At 54.9% G+C, this 20,535-nt stretch carries 18 protein-coding genes and 1 pseudogene; 10 read left to right on the top strand and 9 right to left on the bottom strand.

Features of this window, described 5'->3' with window-relative positions:
- Positions 1–62 precede the first annotated feature (62 nt).
- From ADJ24_RS05695 to tyrR, 3 genes are all read left to right on the top strand, one after another.
- Positions 63–1,460: a YcjX family protein gene (locus ADJ24_RS05695; RefSeq protein WP_023312030.1), complete on the top strand. Its 1,398-nt coding sequence runs from the start codon at positions 63–65 to the stop codon at positions 1,458–1,460.
- Entirely contained in the window at positions 1,457–2,509 is a 1,053-nt protein-coding gene (locus ADJ24_RS05690; protein ID WP_023312029.1) for a YcjF family protein, read from the top strand. Before ADJ24_RS05695 ends, ADJ24_RS05690 begins: the two co-directional genes overlap by 4 nt.
- Before the next feature lie 112 nt (positions 2,510–2,621).
- Positions 2,622–4,163 (top strand): transcriptional regulator TyrR, encoded by a 1,542-nt coding sequence (tyrR, locus tag ADJ24_RS05685; protein WP_023312028.1) that lies wholly within the window; start codon positions 2,622–2,624, stop codon positions 4,161–4,163.
- 37 nt (positions 4,164–4,200) lie between these two features.
- Here the strand turns inward: tyrR and ADJ24_RS05680 are convergent, their stop codons facing one another.
- Positions 4,201–5,409, bottom strand: a complete 1,209-nt coding sequence (locus ADJ24_RS05680) for an aldose 1-epimerase family protein (RefSeq protein WP_023312027.1) — start codon at positions 5,407–5,409, stop codon at positions 4,201–4,203.
- A gap of 275 nt (positions 5,410–5,684) precedes the next feature.
- Positions 5,685–6,191, bottom strand: coding sequence for a thiol peroxidase (gene tpx, locus ADJ24_RS05675; protein ID WP_023312026.1), 507 nt, complete (start codon positions 6,189–6,191; stop codon positions 5,685–5,687).
- Between the two features lie 107 nt (positions 6,192–6,298).
- On the opposite strand from tpx, the gene ycjG reads away from it, so the two are divergent.
- Positions 6,299–7,264 (top strand): L-Ala-D/L-Glu epimerase, encoded by a 966-nt coding sequence (gene ycjG, locus ADJ24_RS05670; protein ID WP_023312025.1) that lies wholly within the window; start codon positions 6,299–6,301, stop codon positions 7,262–7,264.
- Here ycjG and mpaA read toward each other — a convergent pair.
- A complete protein-coding gene (gene mpaA / locus ADJ24_RS05665) occupies positions 7,255–7,968 on the bottom strand; it encodes a murein tripeptide amidase MpaA (RefSeq protein WP_023312024.1) in 714 nt (237 codons plus the stop codon). The two genes, ycjG and mpaA, sit on opposite strands and share 10 nt — an antisense overlap.
- A gap of 185 nt (positions 7,969–8,153) precedes the next feature.
- On the opposite strand from mpaA, the gene ADJ24_RS05660 reads away from it, so the two are divergent.
- Positions 8,154–9,770, top strand: coding sequence for a peptide ABC transporter substrate-binding protein (locus ADJ24_RS05660; protein WP_023312023.1), 1,617 nt, complete (start codon positions 8,154–8,156; stop codon positions 9,768–9,770).
- Between the two features lie 90 nt (positions 9,771–9,860).
- Here ADJ24_RS05660 and ADJ24_RS05655 read toward each other — a convergent pair whose 3' ends face one another.
- The 4 genes from ADJ24_RS05655 to ADJ24_RS05640 all read right to left on the bottom strand — a co-directional run bounded on the left by ADJ24_RS05655 (position 9,861) and on the right by ADJ24_RS05640 (position 14,311).
- Positions 9,861–10,424, bottom strand: a complete 564-nt coding sequence (locus ADJ24_RS05655; protein WP_023312022.1) for a DJ-1/PfpI family protein — start codon at positions 10,422–10,424, stop codon at positions 9,861–9,863.
- A 217-nt stretch (positions 10,425–10,641) separates the two neighbouring features.
- Entirely contained in the window at positions 10,642–10,782 is a 141-nt protein-coding gene (locus tag ADJ24_RS24945; protein ID WP_032668497.1) for an Ecr family regulatory small membrane protein, read from the bottom strand.
- Between the two features lie 74 nt (positions 10,783–10,856).
- On the bottom strand, positions 10,857–12,089 hold the full coding sequence (locus ADJ24_RS05645) for a sensor domain-containing diguanylate cyclase (protein ID WP_023312020.1): 1,233 nt from the start codon (positions 12,087–12,089) through the stop codon (positions 10,857–10,859).
- A gap of 92 nt (positions 12,090–12,181) precedes the next feature.
- Positions 12,182–14,311 (bottom strand): putative bifunctional diguanylate cyclase/phosphodiesterase, encoded by a 2,130-nt coding sequence (locus ADJ24_RS05640; protein ID WP_023312019.1) that lies wholly within the window; start codon positions 14,309–14,311, stop codon positions 12,182–12,184.
- Between the two features lie 456 nt (positions 14,312–14,767).
- Here ADJ24_RS05640 and ADJ24_RS05635 point away from each other — a divergent pair, with 456 nt between their 5' ends.
- The 4 genes from ADJ24_RS05635 to dbpA all read left to right on the top strand — a co-directional run bounded on the left by ADJ24_RS05635 (position 14,768) and on the right by dbpA (position 18,906).
- Complete coding sequence (locus ADJ24_RS05635) at positions 14,768–15,910, top strand: methyl-accepting chemotaxis protein (RefSeq protein ID WP_023312018.1); 1,143 nt, start codon at positions 14,768–14,770, stop codon at positions 15,908–15,910.
- A 155-nt stretch (positions 15,911–16,065) separates the two neighbouring features.
- On the top strand, positions 16,066–17,049 hold the full coding sequence (gene zntB, locus ADJ24_RS05630) for a zinc transporter ZntB (protein ID WP_023312017.1): 984 nt from the start codon (positions 16,066–16,068) through the stop codon (positions 17,047–17,049).
- Positions 17,050–17,319: 270 nt separating this feature from the next.
- Positions 17,320–17,505, top strand: coding sequence for a hypothetical protein (locus tag ADJ24_RS25670; RefSeq protein ID WP_419095316.1), 186 nt, complete (start codon positions 17,320–17,322; stop codon positions 17,503–17,505).
- A gap of 27 nt (positions 17,506–17,532) precedes the next feature.
- A complete protein-coding gene (gene dbpA / locus ADJ24_RS05625; protein WP_048702279.1) occupies positions 17,533–18,906 on the top strand; it encodes an ATP-dependent RNA helicase DbpA in 1,374 nt (457 codons plus the stop codon).
- 42 nt (positions 18,907–18,948) lie between these two features.
- Here the strand turns inward: dbpA and ttcA are convergent, their stop codons facing one another.
- Entirely contained in the window at positions 18,949–19,884 is a 936-nt protein-coding gene (gene ttcA, locus ADJ24_RS05620) for a tRNA 2-thiocytidine(32) synthetase TtcA (protein WP_023312015.1), read from the bottom strand.
- Between the two features lie 35 nt (positions 19,885–19,919).
- Positions 19,920–19,988: pseudogene (locus tag ADJ24_RS25790) on the bottom strand (hypothetical protein); the annotation flags it as partial.
- A 141-nt stretch (positions 19,989–20,129) separates the two neighbouring features.
- Between ADJ24_RS25790 and ADJ24_RS05615 the strand changes: the two are divergent.
- Positions 20,130–20,450 carry a cupin domain-containing protein gene (locus ADJ24_RS05615; protein WP_023312014.1) on the top strand — a complete coding sequence of 107 codons (321 nt, stop codon included), beginning with the start codon at positions 20,130–20,132 and terminating at the stop codon, positions 20,448–20,450.
- The last annotated feature ends 85 nt before the right edge of the window (positions 20,451–20,535 follow it).

The raw sequence follows: 20,535 nt of genomic DNA, 5'->3' as shown, positions 1-20,535 counted from the left end.
TGCCCCCATTTATTGTATTCTGAAGCCATGCGTTCAAGGCTTCCAGGCAACGAAGGACGGCGATGAAGCGACTTAAAAACGAAATCAATTCACTGGTGAACCGTGGCGTTGACCGCCATCTGCGTCTGGCCGTGACAGGGCTTAGCCGCAGCGGTAAGACGGCGTTTATCACCGCGATGGTAAACCAGCTCCTGAACCTGCACGCCGGCGCGCGTCTGCCGCTGCTCAGCGCGGTGCGGGAAGAACGCCTGCTGGGCGTGAAGCGCGTCCCTCAGCGTGATTTTGGTATTCCACGCTTTACCTATGACGAAGGGCTGGCGCAGCTCTACGGCGATCCGCCCACGTGGCCGACGCCGACGCGAGGGGTGAGTGAGATTCGCCTCGCGCTGCGCTTTCGCTCGAATGAATCCCTGATGCGCCACTTCAAGGATACTTCTACGCTGTACCTTGAAATCGTCGATTACCCCGGTGAATGGTTGCTCGACCTGCCGATGCTGGCGCAGGACTACCTCAGCTGGTCCCGCCAGATGACGGGGTTGTTGCAGGGGCAGCGCGCCGGGTGGTCGGCCAAATGGCGACAGCTGTGCGAAGGCCTGGATCCGCTTGCACCGGCCGATGAAAACCGTCTGGCGGCCATTGCCGAAGCCTGGACGGCGTATTTGCATCAGTGCAAGCAGGAAGGGTTGCACTTCATTCAGCCGGGTCGCTTTGTCCTGCCGGGTGATTTAGCGGGCGCGCCTGCGCTTCAGTTCTTCCCCTGGCCAGACGTGGACGGGGTGGGCGAGTCGAAGCTGGCGCAGGCCGACAGGCACACTAACGCCGGGATGCTGCGCGAGCGTTACAATTACTACTGTGAAAAAGTGGTTAAGGGATTCTATAAAAACCACTTTTTGCGATTTGACCGTCAAATTGTGCTGGTGGATTGTCTGCAGCCGCTCAACAGCGGGCCGCAGGCCTTCAACGATATGCGCCTTGCCCTGACGCAGCTGATGCAAAGTTTTCACTACGGCCAGCGGACGCTGTTTCGCCGTCTGTTCTCTCCGGTGATCGACAAACTGCTTTTTGCGGCCACAAAGGCCGATCACGTCACGGTCGACCAGCATGCCAATATGGTATCGCTGCTGCAGCAGCTGGTGCAGGACGCCTGGCAAAACGCCGCCTTCGAAGGGATCGGCATGGATTGCCTTGGGCTTGCGTCCGTGCAGGCAACGCAAAGCGGGCTGATCGATCTTAACGGCGAGAAAATACCGGCATTACGCGGGAACCGGCTCAGCGACGGTGAACCGCTTACCGTCTATCCGGGGGAAGTGCCTGCGCGGCTGCCGGGTCAGGCCTTCTGGCAGAACCAGGGCTTCCAGTTTGAAGCCTTCCGCCCTCAGGCAATGAGCGTCGATCGGCCATTACCACACATCCGTCTGGATGCGGCGCTGGAGTTTTTGATTGGAGATAAATTGCGATGACGGAACCGTTAAAACCGCGCATAGACTTTACCGGAACGCTTGAGCAGGATCCTCAGGAGGCGTTTAAAACCGCGCAGACCTTCAGCGGCACGCAGGCTGATAACTTTTCCCCGGCCCTGATCGAGGAGCCCGGCGTTGAGGAAGGTCCGGCAGAGGCGGTTGTGGAAGCCGCCCTGCGTCCAAAGCGCAGCCTGTGGCGCAAGATGGTCACCGCCGGGCTGGCGCTGTTTGGCGTAAGCGTGGTTGGTCAAGGCGTGCAGTGGACGATGAATGCCTGGCAAGCTCAGGACTGGGTCGCGCTGGGCGGATGTGCCGCAGGCGCGCTGATTGTGGGGGCGGGTATCGGGTCGGTTGCCACCGAGTGGCGGCGGCTCTGGCGTTTGCGCCAGCGCGCGCACGAGCGTGATGAAGCGCGGGATCTGCTCCACAGTCACGGCACCGGCAAAGGCCGCGCGTTCTGTGAAAAGCTGGCCAGCCAGGCCGGAATCGATCAGTCGCATCCGGCGCTTCAGCGCTGGTATGCCGCCATCCATGAAACCCAGAATGACCGGGAAGTAGTGACGCTTTATTCCCATATGGTTCAGCCGGTGCTGGATGCCCAGGCGCGGCGCGAGATTAGCCGCTCTGCGGCGGAATCCACCCTGATGATTGCCGTCAGCCCGCTGGCGCTGGTCGATATGGCCTTTATCGCCTGGCGTAACCTGCGCCTGATCAACCGTATCGCGAACCTTTACGGCATAGAGCTGGGTTATTACAGTCGGCTCAGATTGTTCAAACTGGTCCTGCTCAATATCGCGTTTGCCGGAGCGAGTGAGCTGGTGCGCGAAGTGGGCATGGACTGGATGTCGCAGGATCTGGCGGCGCGTCTTTCTGCTCGTGCCGCTCAGGGTATCGGTGCGGGATTATTAACCGCGCGTTTGGGGATTAAAGCGATGGAGGTCTGCCGTCCGCTGCCGTGGATCGATGGCGATAAGCCCCGTCTGGGAGATTTCAGGCGCGAACTGATCGGTCAGCTCAAAGAGACGCTCAATAAGAAACCCGCTCCGTGAGGTTTTGTTCACTTATCGTGCTGGCTGTCAATATTTGTTGACAGCCATCTTCCCGATCACCGTGTTCTGACATATCATTTTACTGTTATTGGCTTAAAACGGTGAATTTCCCATGCGTCTTGAAGTCTTCTGTGAAGACCGTCTCGGTCTGACCCGCGAATTACTCGATCTTCTTGTTTTACGTAGCATTGATTTACGTGGCATTGAGATCGATCCTGTCGGGCGAATTTACCTCAATTTTGCCGAAATTGAATTTAACACCTTCAGCAGCCTGATGGCGGAAATCCGCCGTATCGCTGGCGTTACGGATGTACGCACCATTCCCTGGATGCCTTCAGAGCGTGAGCACCTGGCCCTGAGCGCGCTGCTGGAGGCCATGCCGGAGCCGTTCCTCTCCCTGGATTTGAAAAGCAAAGTTGAGCGCGTTAACCACGCGAGCTGCCAGCTTTTCGCGCAGAGCCAGGAGAAGCTCAGCAATCATAACGCCGCGCAGCTGATCCCCGGCTTTAACTTCCAGCGCTGGCTGGACAGCAATCCGCAGAACACGCTTAGCGAGCATGTGGTGATTAACGGGCAGAATTTCCTGATGGAGATCACGCCGGTCTATCTGAAAGGGGAAGGGAATACCCGCGTGTTGACCGGGGCGGTGATCATGCTGCGCTCGACGTTACGCATGGGTCGCCAGCTGCAAAACCTCTCCAGTCAGGATGTCGGCGCGTTCAGCCAGATTATTGCCGTCAGCCCGAAAATGCGCCATGTGGTTGATCAGGCGCGCAAGCTCGCAAGCCTGACCGCACCGCTGCTGATTACCGGGGATACCGGCACCGGGAAAGACCTGCTGGCTCACGCGGTGCATCTGGCGAGCCCGCGTGCGGCTAAGCCTTATCTGGCACTTAACTGCGCCTCTATTCCGGAAGATGCCGTTGAAAGCGAGCTGTTTGGCCACGCGCCGGAAGGCAAGAAAGGGTTCTTCGAGCAGGCTAACGGCGGCTCCGTGCTGCTGGACGAAATCGGCGAAATGTCGCCGCGTATGCAGGCTAAGCTGCTGCGTTTCCTGAATGACGGAACCTTCCGCCGCGTCGGAGAGGATCACGAAGTGCATGTGGACGTGCGCGTCATTTGCGCCACCCAGAAAAACCTGGTTGAGCTGGTGCAAAAAGGGATCTTCCGCGAGGATCTCTATTACCGCCTCAACGTCCTGACGCTGAATATTCCACCGCTGCGCGATTGTCCGCAGGACATCATGCCGCTAACGGAGCTGTTCGTTGCCCGCTTTGCCGACGAGCAGGGGGTGCCGCGTCCGAAGCTGTCTGCCGATCTCGGCACGGTGCTGATGCGCTACGGCTGGCCGGGCAACATTCGCCAGCTCAAAAACGCCGTTTATCGCGCGCTGACCCAGCTGGAAGGTTATGAACTGCGTCCGCAGGATATTCTGTTGCCTGATTACGACGCGGGGACGGTATCGGTCGGCGAAGAGGCGATGGAAGGTTCGCTGGACGATATCACCAGCCGTTTTGAGCGCTCAGTGCTGACGCAGCTGTACCGCAGCTATCCCAGCACCCGCAAGCTGGCAAAACGCCTTGGCGTCTCGCACACCGCGATCGCCAACAAGCTGCGCGAGTACGGTTTGAATCATAAGAAAGGCGATGAATAACAAAAAAGCCTCTGTAAAGAGGCTTTTTGCTTTATGGTTATTCCTTCGCCATCGGCGTGTTAACGATTTCTGTTTTTGTCTCTCCCTGAATCGATGCAATCCTGTTTTCGACCTCTTTCACCTGCTGCGGGCTGTGCAGCAGGGTATAGGTCAGGTCAAACTGCGCGCTGGCACCGGGCTGCAGCTGCTTAACCCGCTTCTGCTCGCGTTCAATCGTAACGGGGTAGGCGTAGCTGGTGCCTGGCTCAATGCCCGTGACGTAGCCCTGCTTCAGCGTGTCGGTGTTCTTCCACAAGGTCAGCACGGGCAGCTGGCGGGTATCAAACTGGATTGACGCGCCTTTATCTCCAGCTTTATTGACCACCGCCGCAAGCGTTTCGTGGTTATTGTCGGCGAGCGGTTTAATATTAAAGACCATCTCATCAAAGCCTTTTGTCGGCCCGGCATAGGTTTGCCAGTCGTTAACCCCCGCTTTGGCGTAGTCATTGAATGGGCTCACGCTCGCCGCTGGCGCAAGGAAACGCGCGCCTTCTTCAAGGATCGGCGTGCCGAAGTTGCTGTGATAGATGATTTGGTAGTCATGAGGGTAATCCGCATGGTTGGTCAGAACATCATGCAGGCTGAACTGGTTGGTTCCGGGAACGTAGCGCAGTTCGGTCATGGTTTGCAGATCCGCTTTTTTAAACGTGCTCTCTTTGATCAAACCGCGAACGCGGATCTCATGCGGGGCGGCATCCGCGATTTCAACCTCGACCTGCGAAACAGGGGTATTACCGGCCCTGCCGTGCAGGGTGTAAATTTGCCCGTCAGCGGTGACCGGATGTCCTGTCCACTCATAGCCACAGCGCACCATCATCTCGTTGAAACCATCCAGCCAGCCGAGACCGTTGCGGCTTTCAAGGTTGATGTAGGCCGGATTAACAACCTCTTTAACGGGCGAATTCCACCCCAGTCGGGTGCCAAAGCCTTCTACATTCAGAAGGTTCATCCCGCGGGTCGGGCTCAGGCTAATCGTCAGGCCATCTTTGCTGCTAATTATGATGACTTTGCTGCCTTCCTGTTTACCACCATGCAAGACTTTTTGCTCAATGCTGAACGTTTGATTTTTAACTTTCAGCTCATCACTGGAAATCTTCCAGTTTCCTTTCTCTACGCTGCTTTCAGCGCTTGTCAGCACCCAGGTTTTAGCCGCTGCATGACCAGATATCAGTACCGCAAGGAGCGTAAAAGCGAATTTAATCTTCATATATTATCCTTTTTGCTGAAACGATTATTTTCTTTCGTAAGCAAATCTAATGTTTAGATAAAAAGGGAAATGTGATGTGCTTCACTGGGGATGAAAATAGGGGAATTTAACGATTATTATGCGTTATTGATCACGCTCATGTTACATATTGTCTAAGTTATTGCATGATTAATGTGATTTGTGTGCATTTGTGCTTTAACGATTCAGCTTTGGCGCAATAAAAAACCCCGCCGCGGCGAGGTTGAGAATAAGTTGTATAGAATGCTAAGTACTTATTATGCTTTCAGCACGTCCAGCGCGGCAGTGTAATCCGGCTCGGTGGTGATTTCGTTAACCAGTTCGCTGAAGACAACGGTGTCGTTTTCATCCAGAACCAGTACGGCACGTGCTGCCAGACCTTTCAGTGGGCCTTCCGCGATGCTGACGCCGTATTTCTCGAGGAAATCTGCGCTGCGCAGGGTGGAGAGGGTAATAACGTTGCTCAGGCCTTCGGCACCGCAGAAACGGGACTGGGCAAACGGCAGGTCAGCGGAAATGCACAGCACAACGGTGTTGTCCATTTCAGTCGCCAGCTGGTTGAATTTACGCACGGACGCGGCACAAACGCCGGTATCAATGCTTGGGAAAATGTTCAGTACTTTGCGTTTACCCGCAAACTGAGCCAGTGTGACGTCAGACAGATCTTTAGCCACCAGAGTAAAAGCCTGCGCTTTGCTGCCAGTCTGCGGAATGGAACCTGCAACAGCAACCGGGTTGCCCTGGAAATGAACGAGTTGTGACATAGATATCTTCCTGTTTACATATAGTTAACGTCGGGGCTAGTGTATGCCATCAGCGGATAACACGGCAAACCATATTTTTCGCCTTTCCGGGCTGCAAGGAGTCAGTGATGAGAAGCGTTAAGGTCTATGAAGAAGCCTGGCCATTGCATACCCCGTTTGTGATCTCCCGCGGCAGCCGAAGTGAAGCCAGCGTGGTCGTAGTCGAAATCGAAGAGGAGGGGTTTAAAGGCGTTGGGGAATGTACGCCATACCCGCGCTATGGAGAAAGCCCTGCGTCGGTGATGGCGCATATCATGACCCTGGTGCCAGAGCTGCAAAAAGGGCTCACGCGCGAGGCGTTACAGCAGCGTTTACCCGCCGGGGCAGCACGTAATGCTATCGACTGTGCGCTCTGGAGCCTTGAGGCCGCCAGGCAGCAGCAATCGCTGACGTCCTTGCTGGGAGCGGCGATGCCGGAGTCCGTCGTGACGGCGCAAACGGTCGTGATTGGTGAGCCGGAGCAGATGGCCGCCAGCGCAAAAGCGCTCTATGACGCCGGGGCCACGCTGTTAAAAGTGAAGCTCGACGATCGCCTGATCAGCGAGCGGATGGTCGCCATTCGCTCGGCGGTTCCCTCGGCCACGCTGATTGTTGACGCCAACGAGTCGTGGCATCCCGAGGGGCTTGCCGCCCGATGCCAGCTGCTGGCTGACCTGGGCGTGGCGATGCTGGAGCAGCCTCTGCCAGCGAAGGATGATGCGGCGCTGAAGAATTTTATCCATCCGCTGCCCGTCTGTGCGGATGAAAGCTGTCATACCCGCGAGAATTTGAGCGCGCTAAAGGGCTGCTATGAGATGGTCAATATCAAGCTCGACAAGACCGGCGGGCTGACAGAGGCGCTGGCCCTGGCGGCGGAAGCGCAGGCGCAGGGCTTTTCCCTGATGCTGGGATGCATGCTCTGCACATCCCGGGCGATCGGCGCGGCGCTGCCGCTGGTCAATCAGGTCCGTTTCGCCGATCTGGATGGCCCGACGTGGCTGGCGGTTGACGTTTCACCGGCGCTTAATTTTACCAGCGGCGTGCTTCATCTCTGAGGCTGCCAGCGCAGAAGCTCCATCATCGCGTTTAAGTATTTTTCGCTGGCTTCGTCGGAGGAAATCGGCGGGAATTCAGCGGTGATGCAGGGCAGGCTCAAATCGGCGCACCAGCTACCGAACGATCCGGGTGTTTCATAGCCCACGCTGGTGACGAGCGGCAGGGAGAAAGCCTGCGCCAGCCACGCGCCCAGGTCGGAGTGACGCGGATCTTCAATGCAGGCCAGCGGATCGTGGAAGGAGACAACCCATGCGGGGTGGATCTTATGGATAAGCTGGCACAGCGCCTGCGTTTCCGGCTCGGAGCCGGGCTTGTCTCCCGTCAGCAGCACCACGTCCCGCTCCTCGGCGGAGCTGTTCCAGCGATAAACCGTTTCGCCGGCGCGCCAGTTTGCCGCCGGGAAATTACGGTTCAGGTCGACTCCCCTCGCATTCGCCCGTAAACCAAGCTGACAGCCGTCCGGATTGACGGCAAGAATTACGTGGTGACGTCGCAATGAAGGCGTCAGCGTCCGCAGCGCGCAGGAAAGCGTGACGATGGACGAGTTCTCATCTCCGTGCGTGCCGGCAATGATCAAACCGCTGCTGCGATCGGCATCGGGCGCCGGGAAGCAGATCAGCGACGCGCCTAAAAATGAGCGGCCATATTGCTCAGCGCCCGGCGGAAAGGCTCCGCGCTCCGCTCGTGGTCGGGTGATTGCCATACGAAATCCTGATAAAGAAGTCTCTACTGGCAGTGTTGTGCAAAACTCGCTGTTAATCAAATAGTTTCCGTAACGGTTGAGAATTGCCTTAAATCACTATTCAGGCGTAAGGTATTTGCATTTCTCTGTTTCGAAACAAATAATTACGCATCTGCTTGTTACCTGAATTTATTAAAGGGGATCATATGAAGCATCCTGTTTCGCGTCTCTGCGCTGCACTGTACCTGTGCGGACTCTCTACACTCTCGTACGCTGCTGATGTGCCCCAGGGCACGGTACTGGCGCAAAAACAGGAGCTGGTCAGGCATATTAAAGACGAGCCTGCTTCGCTCGATCCGGCAAAAGCTGTGGGATTACCCGAGATTCAGGTGATTCGCGATCTTTTCGAAGGGCTGGTGAATCAGAACGAGAAAGGGGAGCTGACCCCGGGCGTGGCGACGCGCTGGCAGAGCAACGATAACCGTATCTGGACGTTTACCCTGCGCGATAACGCGAAATGGTCAGACGGTACGCCCGTCACCGCGCAGGATTTTGTCTACAGCTGGCAGCGTCTTGTTGACCCGAAAACCACGTCTCCGTTTGCCTGGTTTGCGGCGCTGGCAGGCATCAACAACGCGCAGGCCATTATCGATGGCAAAGCGGCGCCAGATACCCTGGGCGTGACGGCGGTGGATGCCAGAACCTTACGCGTCCAGCTGGACAAACCGCTCCCGTGGTTTAGCAACCTGACGGCGAACTTCGCCTTCTATCCGGTGCAAAAAGCGAACGTTGAAAGCGGGAAAGAGTGGACGCGTCCGGGCGCCCTGGTGGGTAACGGTGCGTACGTCCTGAACGACCGCGTGGTGAATGAAAAACTGGTTGTCGTGCCGAATACGCACTACTGGGACAACGCGAAAACTGTCCTGCAAAAAGTGACCTTCATTCCGATTAATCAGGAATCGTCCGCCACTAAGCGCTATCTGGCGGGGGATATTGATATCACCGAATCGTTCCCGAAAAACATGTATCAGAAGCTCCTGAAGGACATTCCGGGACAGGTGTATACGCCGCCTCAGCTCGGAACCTATTACTACGCATTTAACACGCAAAAGGGCCCGACGGCCGATGCCCGGGTTCGTCTTGCGCTGAGCATGACTATCGATCGCCGCATTATGGCAGAAAAGGTATTAGGTACAGGCGAGAAGCCGGCCTGGCATTTCACCCCTGACGTGACGGCGGGTTTCACCCCAGAGCCTTCACCGTTCGAGCAGATGTCCCAGCAGGAGCTGAACGCTCAGGCGAAAACGTTGCTCCAGGCCGCAGGTTACGGTCCTAAGCGTCCGCTGAAGTTGACCCTGCTGTACAACACCTCGGAAAACCACCAGAAAATCGCCATTGCGGTGGCGTCCATGTGGAAGAAAAATCTCGGTGTGGACGTCAAACTGCAAAACCAGGAGTGGAAAACCTATATCGACAGCCGTAATACCGGCAATTTTGATGTGATCCGCGCGTCATGGGTAGGCGATTACAACGAGCCGTCGACCTTCCTGTCCCTGCTGACCTCAACCCACAGCGGTAATATCTCGCGTTTCAATGACCCGGCCTACGATAAAATTATCCACCAGGCAACGCTGGAAACCACGGCGAAAGCGCGTAATACGGACTACAACATGGCGGAGAAAATCCTCATGGAGAAAGCGCCTATCGCGCCCATTTACCAGTACACCAATGGTCGTCTGATTAAGCCCTGGGTGAAAGGCTACCCTATTAATAACCCGGAAGACGTGGCGTATAGCCGGACGATGTATATCGAGAAGCACTGATGTTTTATGAGACCCGGCGCGGGAATGCGCCAGGTCTGCAATACGCGGTACCGCTTCATCCGCTATGCGTGGCCCAATGCCGGGTCTCTGTTATTCTAATAGCGCATTAAACTTCGCCAGCCACTGCGGATGCGCGGGCCAGGCGGGAGCCGTCACCAGGTTACCGTCTACATGGGCCTGATCGATGCCGATAGCGGCGTAGTGTCCGCCGCTGAGACGGACCTCAGGCGCGCAGGCCGGGTAGGCGCTACAGGTTCGTCCTTTCAGGATCCCCGCGGCAGCAAGCAGCTGTGGGCCGTGGCACACTGCGGCAATCGGCTTACGCGCGGCGTCAAATGCCTGTACCAGCTTTAAGACGTCCTCATTTAACCGCAGATACTCGGGGGCTCTCCCGCCGGGGATGAGCAGCGCGTCGTAGTCCTGCTCCTTTACGGCTGAAAAATCGGCGTTGAGGGTAAAGCGGTGACCGGGCTTTTCGCTGTAGGTCTGGGCGCCGTCAAAGTCATGGATTGCCGTCATGATGTAATCGCCTTTCGTTTTGTCGGGGCAGACCGCATCTACCTGATGGCCAATCATCTGCAACGCCTGAAAAGGCACCATGGTTTCGTAATCTTCGGCGTAATCGCCAACCAGCATCAGGATCTTCTTGCTCATCTTTCCTCACCTCTATCAATAAAGATGATTAAGATATAGCCTGGCGTGGGTGAATTGCCGGAAATAAAAAAGCCCGTCAGAGCACGGGCAACATAAGCAAATGAATAAGTGATTCGTTATCAACGTTGTTGGAGGATAACGCCGCGTATTTTACGCGGCTGTAAGGGAAGCAGATACCTGACATATTCGGTAGGTGAAACAAGCGATTAAACGTGCGTTACGGTGCGTCGAAGGTCGGGTAAAGGCTATTTTCAAGAAATTCGACGAGATGCCAGATCTCACCGCTAAAAATAAACCAGAAGCCAAATATAATAAGGAGTAAAATAATTAAGGTGAGTATTATTTCTGTTTTTCCCATTGCGGCTTTTACCCACCTGACGCTAATTGATTCGAGGTGGGCATTGTAGCGGGGCTTTTCCGGATACTCCAGTTTCATGCCGCAAGCACTTTATTGCGTCCGTCATTTTTAGCGCGATACAGCGCATCGTCCACACGCTTAAACAGCTCGTCAATACTCTCTCCCTGATTGTGCCGCGCCACGCCAATGCTGACGGTAAACCGCGGCAGGCCCGGAATCGTAATGCGGGCAACGGCTGCGCGGACTGACTCGGCAATCTGCATCGCGGTATCGAGAGAGGTGCGGGGCAGCAGGATAACGAACTCTTCGCCTCCCCAGCGGAAGACCATATCGCCCTCCCGACTACAGGCTTCCAGCGTCCGGGAAAGGGCGATAAGCACCTCATCGCCTTTCAGATGGCCGAACAGGTCATTAATGTTTTTGAAATGGTCGGTATCCACCAGCAGCAGGCTAAATTGCTGCTGCGCGGGAAGTGTATTCAGGTTGCTTTGATCGGTAATCGCGTAGAACTGGCGCCGGTTGAGTAACCCCGTCATGGAGTCACGTAACGCCGCATGTTCCAGCTCCTGCTCCAGCCTTTTTTGCTCGGTGATATCGTGGATGATGCACAGCATCAGCTTGTCACCGTAGATCTCAATGGGCCCGGCATACGTCTGAACGTGGCGGGTGGATCCATCGGCAAGGCGGTGAACAAAATTGAGCGGCTTATGACCACCGGGCAGCGCGGCAATCGCAGTCATAATGGGCATCACATCTCGCCCCAGCGTATTTATTTCCCAGGTATGCTTACTGCACATGTCATCATGTGAATAACCATAAAAATTGAGAGCGGCCAGATTCGCATCGACGATTTGACCGTCGCGGGCCGGATCGATTAACAGCATCGGGGCGCTGTTGGTCAGAAAAAAGCGCGCATAAAAACCCTGCTTTTTCCGCCGGTAGGTAGCGGAACGGCTGGCCTTCAATCCTGAGAGTATTTGCTGGGAGATGCCCTCGAAAACAATCACATCGCCCCAGGGCGCGTAGTGGGCAAGCGAGAGGCGACAGCTTAACGGCGTATCCTGTCCATCCCGGCTCGTTGTCCAGATTTCGACGATCTCCTGCTCTGTTTTCAGTTCAGATACATACATCGACAGGACGGTTTGCGCACTGGCAGAGTAGATCCCTTTGCGCAGGTCATCGAGCGTTTTATCCCCCATGATCTGCGTTGCGGACACATTCGCAAAAATGATCTTTTCCGACACGGGTGAAACGAGCCACACGGGTGTTTTAATTACATTTAACGCATCAAAACAAGGTTGCGACATAGGCGTTTCCTGTTCATCGACAACATGTGTCTGACAATCATGACAGAATTGACTCGCGTGTACTCCCTTGAAACATACTCCACTTAACCCCGTCAGGCATGATTTTTTTGAGAAATAAATGCGGGGTCCGTTTGAATTTTATTAATGGGTATAATCTGTTTGTCTGAGTTTATCTGCAGCAGTAGCCACGGTACCTGCTCGGCAGGTAAGGGCCGGGAGAAAAGGTAACCCTGCAGGTAATCGCAGCCGAGACGGGTGAGAACCGCCTGCTGTTCTTCCGTCTCGATCCCTTCTGCCACCACGTTCATCTCCATGGTCCGGGCGATACTGATAATGGTTTCAACCAGCTTGTAGCTTTTTTCATTTTCCAGCATCGACGTGACAAAGCTTCTGTCGATTTTGAGCTCTTTTGCCGGAAGCACGCTCAGCATCAGAAGGTTGGAATAGCCCGTCCCAAAATCATCAATCGAGACAACGATCCCCGCGTGATTAAACGCATTGAGCAACTCAATGCTGCGGTCGAGATTTTTAAGCGCGGTGCTTTCCGTTACCTCCAGGATCAGCCGGGACGGAGACAGGCTATATTTTTCCAGCATCGACGAAACGATCTGGAAAATATCCGGCTGTTCAAACTGGATGGGGGATAGGTTGAGCGACAGCGTCCACTGGCTGAAACCTTGCTCAGTCCAGAAATGAAGCTGTCGGCATGCCGCTTCAATGGCCCAGTTACCTACCGGAATAATTAAACCCGTTTGCTCCAGGGAGGGGATAAACAGATTGGGCAGTACAACCCCTTGCTCAGGATGCCGCCAGCGCAGAAGGGCTTCAAAACCGTGAATGGTTTTATCTCCCGCATGCCAGGTTGGCTGGTACCACAGCTCAAACTGATCGCGTTCAAGCGCCTGCGAAAGCTCCTGCAGGAAACCGGGTTTCGCCGGGATCGCCGTTGACATCTCGGCCCGGTAAATCGCCCAGCCGTTGCGGCCCTCTTCTTTGACACGATGTAGGGCTGCATCCGCCTTGAGCTTCAGCTCGTGCAGCGTTTCGCCATCCTGAGGGTAAAGGCTGACACCCGCGCTGATCGTTGTGCTTAGCGTGTGCCCACAGATAGAAAGAGGGCGTCGCACGTCTTCAAGCAGCGCGGTGACCAGGGCGTTGAGCCTGTCGTCGTCACATTCCGGCACCAGCAGGATAAAGGCGTCGCCTCCCAGCCTTGCCAGGGTCATCTCACGCGTGAGCCGTGCCGTGATGCGCTGCGCGACCGCGATCAATAGCTCATCACCGACCCCATGACCCCATGTATCGTTAACGCGTTTGAAGTGATCGACGTTCAGGAAAATAACCGCAAAGGGCTTTTTGCTCAGCAGCGCGCTGCGCAGACAGTCCTGCATGCGGAGATCCATCTGGTGGCGGTTTGCGAGCCCGGTGAGCGCGTCAAACCGCGCCTGTAGCTCAAGCTGGCGGTTGAGCTGATGCAGATTATCCGTCAGCCGGCTGGTGCGCCGGTGGGAATCGATAAGTGAGATGATTAACATCACCCCGAGCAGGCAGAGCGTGGTGACTGAAACCCAGATGGATAACCCCAGCTCGCCGATCCCGCCCGGGAGGGTATGCGCCATTTCCTGAAACTGCGCGGCACTCATGCCGGTATAGTGCATCGCACAAATCGCGGCAGCCATGACGAAAGCCGCGATAATGCGATCGATAAAAACGCCTTTGCGTTTATCCCGCAGACGAAAAGCCAGCCACAGCGCCGTACCGGAGGCAACAACGGCAATAACCACGGACAACCCCACGAGGCGGCGATCCCAGATGATGCTGCCATCCAGCATCAGGGCCGCCATACCGATGTAGTGCATCGACACCACGCCAGCGCTCAGGATCGCCGTGGCAAAGATCAGTCGAAAGGGAGAAAGTTTTTTGCCCGCGACGGCAATATTAAGTGCCGTGGCCGATGCAACCACCGCGACGCCCAGTGACGCAAGGGTTAACCAGAGGTCGTAGCTCATCATCATGGGCATTTGCATCGACAGCATGCCGATAAAGTGCATCGACCAAATGCCAATGCCCAGCGTGACCCCACCGGCAATACGCCAGAAGAGGGCAGCCTTTCGGCTGGAGAGGGGGATCTTTCCGGCGCTGTCCAGCGCCACAAAGGAGGCGATAAACGCCACCAGATAAGAGATAGCGATTAACACAGGGTCCCACGATATATTGAGCATTATGCAGTCCCACGTCTGAGAGGGTTACCGATTTCGCCTGCCGGGTACATCTTTATCGGGCAACGAACATGCGCATTCAAACCATATTAGTTATTTATCGTGAAAAATGACCAGTCATATTAATACTCTAAAACTTATTAAGAATATAAAATATATTCTCTTGTTAATATATTAAGCATTGCTAAACAAGAACGAATAACAGTAGCAAAGCTCCTTAAATAGGAAGGCGATCGTATCGTCTCACCGCGGGCGATACTATCGCTTAAGATGGCGGGAAACCAGTATCGCAGCATGCTGAGCAAAACATTTTCACTAATACGCTTTTTTTATCTGACTTAAGACAAATCTCAGGATGCTAACGGCGAAACAAAAAACAAGCGTTGTTTGCGATGAAAAACTTCCGGGCCAATGCTATAAGTCTAAGTGCCGACCAAAATATAAAACGTGGGTATTATCATGCTAAAAAATATTAGTGTCAGGACCTTTATTATCGGGTTCCTTTTCTCTCTTTTTTTGGTAAGTGCGGGTGTCGTTGTTCTATTTTCCAGCAATACGTCTCTCTTTATTTCGCTTAATGTCATCAATTTCGTTGCGCTATTTTTGCTCTGGGTCTATATGACGAAGTATCTTGTGACGCCGATCAATACGGTGAAGAGGAGTATTGAGGAGGTGACCGCAGGTAACCTTGGCGTATCTATCCCTGAATTTGGCAATAACTGTGCGGGCCGACTCATCCCCGGTATAAACAGCCTTTCCGGCAATATTGCGACGCTGGTGCGGGAGATCAGGGCGTCATCGCAAACTGCTATGACCTTATCGGACCAACTCTCGGCACGTAGCGCTCAGCTATCGGTGAAAACCGAGCAGCAGTCTGCGTCTTTGGTGCAAACCGCAGCCAGCATGGAGCAAATGGCCGCGAGCACCAAAAACAATGCCGATAACACCCGCCTGGCGAGCGAGCAGGCAAATGTGGCGACGTTACAGGCGCGCAAGGGCGGTGAGCTCATGGGGCAGGTCGCCAGCAATATGCAGTCCATTACCGAATGCGCGCAGCAGATGACGGAGATTATTTCGTTGATTGACGGCATTGCGTTCCAGACGAATATCCTGGCGCTCAACGCGGCCGTTGAGGCGGCAAGGGCGGGCGATCACGGAAAGGGGTTTTCTGTCGTCGCGGAAGAGGTAAGAAACCTGGCACACCGCAGCGCAGAGGCCGCGAAGAATATCAAAACGCTGATTGAAGTCACCAGCAGTAACGTCACGCAGGGAGCCAGCGTTGTGTCACAGGCAGAGAAAAATATGCATGAAATCGTGACGGGCTCGGGGAATGTCAGCCGCTTAATGGACGAAATTTCCTCGTCAACGTCAGAGCAGGAGAAAGGTATTTCTCAGATTACCCTGGCGCTATCGGAGCTGGAGCGGGTCACGCAAAGTAACGTGGCAATGGCAGAGGAGCTCAATGGTTCCTCGGACGTACTGCGTAATCAGGTGATTGAGCTGCAGACCCGAACGCGTAATTTCAGACTTGACCAGGGCTCTCCTTCCTTATTATCAGGCGGCTCGCCATCCTTCCTTCAGCGGCCAGAACACTCTCTCTGACAGTATCGTAAAGCCTGGCATGCCAGGCTTTTTTAATGCCCCCGGCCAGAATGTACAATTCCTGAGCGATTTCAGCGCGATGGGATACATAGTTGTTGCTTAACACCTGATGAAAGCTAGACTGACACCGAAAGAGGTAAAAAGGTGGAGGCGCTGTGGAAAGCATTAAAGGATCTGAACTAAACGTTCCAGACGCAGTTTTTGCGTGGGTACTGGATGGCCGCGGCGGTGCGCGACCGCTGGAAGATAATGATGCGATCGATAGTGCGCATCCCTGCTGGCTACATCTGAACTACACCCACCCGGACAGCGCTGACTGGCTGGCCTCGACGCCGCTGTTGCCCAATAACGTGCGCGATGCGCTGGCGGGTGAAAGCCTGCGGCCCCGCGTGAGCCGAATGGGTGACGGGACGCTAATCACCCTGCGCTGCATTAACGGCAGCACGGATGAACGCCCGGATCAGCTGGTTGCGATGCGTGTCTACATGGACGACGGGCTCATTGTGTCGACCCGGCAGCGAAAAGTTCTGGCGCTGGATGACATCGTCAACGATCTGAAAGAAGGCACCGGGCCGGTCGACTGCGGCAGCTGGCTGGTGGACGTCTGTGACGCCCTAACCGATCATGCGAGTGAATTTATTGAAGAGCTGCACGACAAAATCATCGACCTGGAAGATAACCTGCTCGATCAGCAGATCCCGCCCCGCGGTTTTCTGGCCTTATTGCGTAAGCAGTTGATTGTGATGCGCCGCTACATGACGCCGCAGCGCGATGTGTATGCGCGTCTTGCCAGCGAAAGGCTCGCCTGGATGAATGACGATCAGCGGCGCAGAATGCAGGATATTGCCGACAGGCTGGGGCGCGGGCTGGACGAGATTGATTCCTGTATTGCCAGAACGGCGGTGATGGCGGACGAAATCGCGCAGGTGATGCAGGAGTCGCTGGCGAGAAGAACCTATACGATGTCTCTGATGGCGATGGTGTTTTTACCCAGCACGTTTCTTACCGGGCTGTTTGGCGTGAACCTGGGGGGAATTCCGGGTGGCGCTTATCGCTACGGCTTTACCGCGTTTTGCGTGATGTTAGTTGTTTTGATTGGTGGTGTTGCATGGTGGTTGCATCGTAGTAAATGGCTGTAAATTTACGCTTTTTTCAGCTTTTAACGGGATCAAAACGCTCTTTTAATTGAGCGAAGTCAATAAACATCTACCCCGTAAGGTGCAATATTACTCCCGCAGGTGAATGCAACGTCAAGCGATGGGCGTTGCGCTCCATATTGTCTTACTTCCTTTTTTGAATTACTGCATAGCACAATTGATTCGTACGACGCCGACTTCATAGTCGGCTTTTTTTTGCCTCCTGATTCTCAGCGTCTACCCTAAAAGGGACGACAGCAAATTCTGGAGGGAATGATGAGCATCCTGAACGCTCTGCTACTGCAACAATCGCGTCAATCCGATCCCGTCCCCACCGATCCGGTGCCAATGCCCGATCCCATCCCGCGTCCGCAGCCGATGCCCGACCCGCCGCCAGATCAAGAACCGATTAAATTGTCGCATCGAACCGCGAGATCTGCGAGGATACGCGCCATCTGACCGCAAAGATGACCACGAGAGACTACTGTGACCGCTTTTTCTACCCTGAATGTTCTGCCCGCCGCCCAGCTCGATAACCTCAACGAGTTGGGTTACCTCACGATGACGCCTGTTCAGGCGGCCGCGTTGCCCGCCATCCTTGAGGGCCGTGACGTGCGCGTGCAGGCAAAAACGGGCAGCGGGAAAACGGCGGCATTTGGCCTTGGCCTGTTGCAGCATATCGATGCGGCGCTTTTTCAGACCCAGTCTCTGGTGCTGTGCCCGACCCGCGAACTGGCGGAACAGGTCGCGGGTGAACTGCGTCGCCTGGCGCGTTTCCTGCCAAACACCAAGATTTTAACCCTCTGTGGCGGACAGCCGTTCGGCGCGCAGCGTGATTCACTTCAGCATGCGCCGCACATTATTGTCGCAACGCCCGGCCGCCTGCTGGATCACCTGCAAAAAGGCACCGTCTCGCTGGATGCGTTACAAACGCTGGTGATGGACGAGGCAGACAGGATGCTGGATATGGGCTTCAGCGATGCGATTGACGAGGTGATCCGTTTCGCCCCGGCCGATCGTCAAACGCTGCTGTTCTCCGCGACCTGGCCGGAGGCCATCGCCGCCATCAGCGGGCGCGTGCAGAAAAATCCGCTCACCATTGAAATCGACAGCGTAGACGCGCTGCCCGCTATCGAGCAGCAGTTCTTTGAAACCTCGCAGCAGGGGAAAATTTCGCTCCTGCAGAAACTGCTGAGCCAGCATCAGCCTGCGTCCTGCGTGGTGTTCTGTAATACCAAAAAAGACTGTCAGTCGGTCTGTGACGCCCTGAATGCTGCCGGCCAGAGCGCATTGTCTCTGCATGGCGATCTGGAGCAGCGCGATCGCGATCAGACGCTGGTCCGCTTCGCTAACGGCAGCGCCCGCATTCTTGTCGCAACCGACGTCGCTGCGCGCGGTCTGGACATTAAATCCCTTGAGCTGGTGGTGAACTTCGAGCTGGCGTGGGACCCTGAAGTGCACGTGCACCGTATTGGTCGTACCGCGCGCGCGGGAAACAGCGGTCTGGCGATCAGCTTCTGCGCGCCGGAAGAGGCGCAGCGCGCCAACATTCTCTCTGAGATGCTGCAGATTAAGCTGAACTGGATGAATGCACCGGCCAGCGTCAGCGTAGTGCCGCTGGAGGCTGAAATGGCGACGCTGTGCATTGATGGCGGTAAAAAAGCCAAGATGCGTCCAGGTGACGTATTAGGGGCGCTGACCGGGGATGTGGGTCTGGACGGGGCGGATATCGGCAAGATTGCGGTCCATCCGGCGCATGTCTACGTAGCGGTTCGCCAGGCTGTTGCCCATAAGGCATGGAAGCAGCTGCAAAACGGGAAAATTAAGGGTAAAACCTGTCGCGTACGTCTGCTGAAATGACGAATGGAGCGTCTCAGAAGGTCCTTCTGAGACGCTAATCGCTTACTTCACTTCAAGCACGTTGAGACGCAGCTCTTCAAACTGATTGTCATCTTCTTCCGGCTGCCAGCCCGCTGGCTGCATGGGAATATCTTCCCGATCAAACGCCAGGTCCCCGCCGTTCACGACTTCTGACTCGTGGTTGATGCCTTTAAAGTCGAACAGCTCCACATCCGCGAGATGGGAAGGGACGACGTTCTGCATCGCGCTGAACATGGTTTCGATACGCCCCGGATAACGCTTATCCCAGTCGCGCAGCATGTCGCCAATTACCTGACGCTGCAGGTTCGGCTGAGAGCCGCACAGGTTACATGGAATGATCGGGAAACCTTTAGCCTGAGAAAAACGCTCAATGTCTTTTTCGCGGCAGTAGGCGAGAGGGCGGATCACAATGTGCTTGCCGTCATCGCTCATCAGCTTAGGCGGCATGCCTTTCATCTTGCCGCCGTAGAACATATTGAGGAACAGCGTTTGCAGGATATCGTCGCGGTGATGGCCCAGCGCAATTTTGGTCGCGCCCAGCTCCGTCGCGGTACGATACAAAATACCGCGGCGCAGGCGAGAGCAGAGTGAGCAGGTGGTTTTCCCTTCCGGGATTTTCTCTTTCACAATACCGTAGGTATTTTCTTCGACGATTTTATACTCAACGCCCAGCTTCTCGAGGTATTCCGGCAGAATGTGCTCCGGGAAGCCCGGCTGTTTCTGGTCAAGGTTGACCGCTACCAGGGAAAATTTCACCGGTGCGCTTTGCTGAAGATTACGCAGGATCTCCAGCATGGTATAGCTGTCTTTACCCCCTGACAGGCAGACCATGATGCGGTCACCTTCTTCAATCATGTTGAAGTCTGCAATGGCTTCGCCCACGTTACGGCGCAGTCGCTTTTGCAGTTTATTCAGGTTGTATTGCTCTTTTTTGTTAATCTCTTGATTTTCTTGCATTTAGTACTACCTTCGGAGCCAGCAGGGGCAAACATTGTATGCCGCGTATGGTACGGATTCCGGCGGCGAATGCCAGCACGTTTTACAGCGGGGTTATAACTGGCGCAGCAACGCCGTTAGCGTGCGGTGTGATTTAAGGACCTCATATAGCATTTTACTCGTGTTAGTTTTCCATATTTGTTATATGACCGAGGGGAACTTATATGGCATAAGAGCGTTAAATGAACATAAAAAGGAATGACTTTATGTCGCTTTATGACCTCAAAACAGAAGCACTTGCCTTACCGGAGACCTGGCACTCTCGTGTATTGGGCCGCATTGGAACTGCAAATCTTAAAGTTTTACGAATGGATGAACGCTCAGTGATTGAAGAGGTACATGAGTATGACGAGGGGTTACTGGTCATTGATGGACGTCTGGAGCTGGGCGTGAAGGGTAAAAAAATCTCTGTAACGGCTGGACAGCTCTATATCGCTAAAGCTGGCACTCCCCATACTGTAGAAACAGGCAGTTTTGGTACACTGGTTATCATTGATTTACCAGAAACGGAAGTGGCCTCGCTTTAAGCGGCTTGCGATAAGGTCACAGATTGTCAGGATTGTTGGTAATGACTCCAACTTATTGATAGTGTTTTATGTTCAGATAATGCCC

This window comes from Enterobacter sp. 940_PEND (genome assembly GCF_001059415.1).
Taxonomy (GTDB): domain Bacteria; phylum Pseudomonadota; class Gammaproteobacteria; order Enterobacterales; family Enterobacteriaceae; genus Enterobacter; species Enterobacter cloacae_M.
The sequence above is the reverse complement of the archived record's forward strand: the minus strand, read 5'-3'. Positions and strand labels throughout refer to the sequence as shown.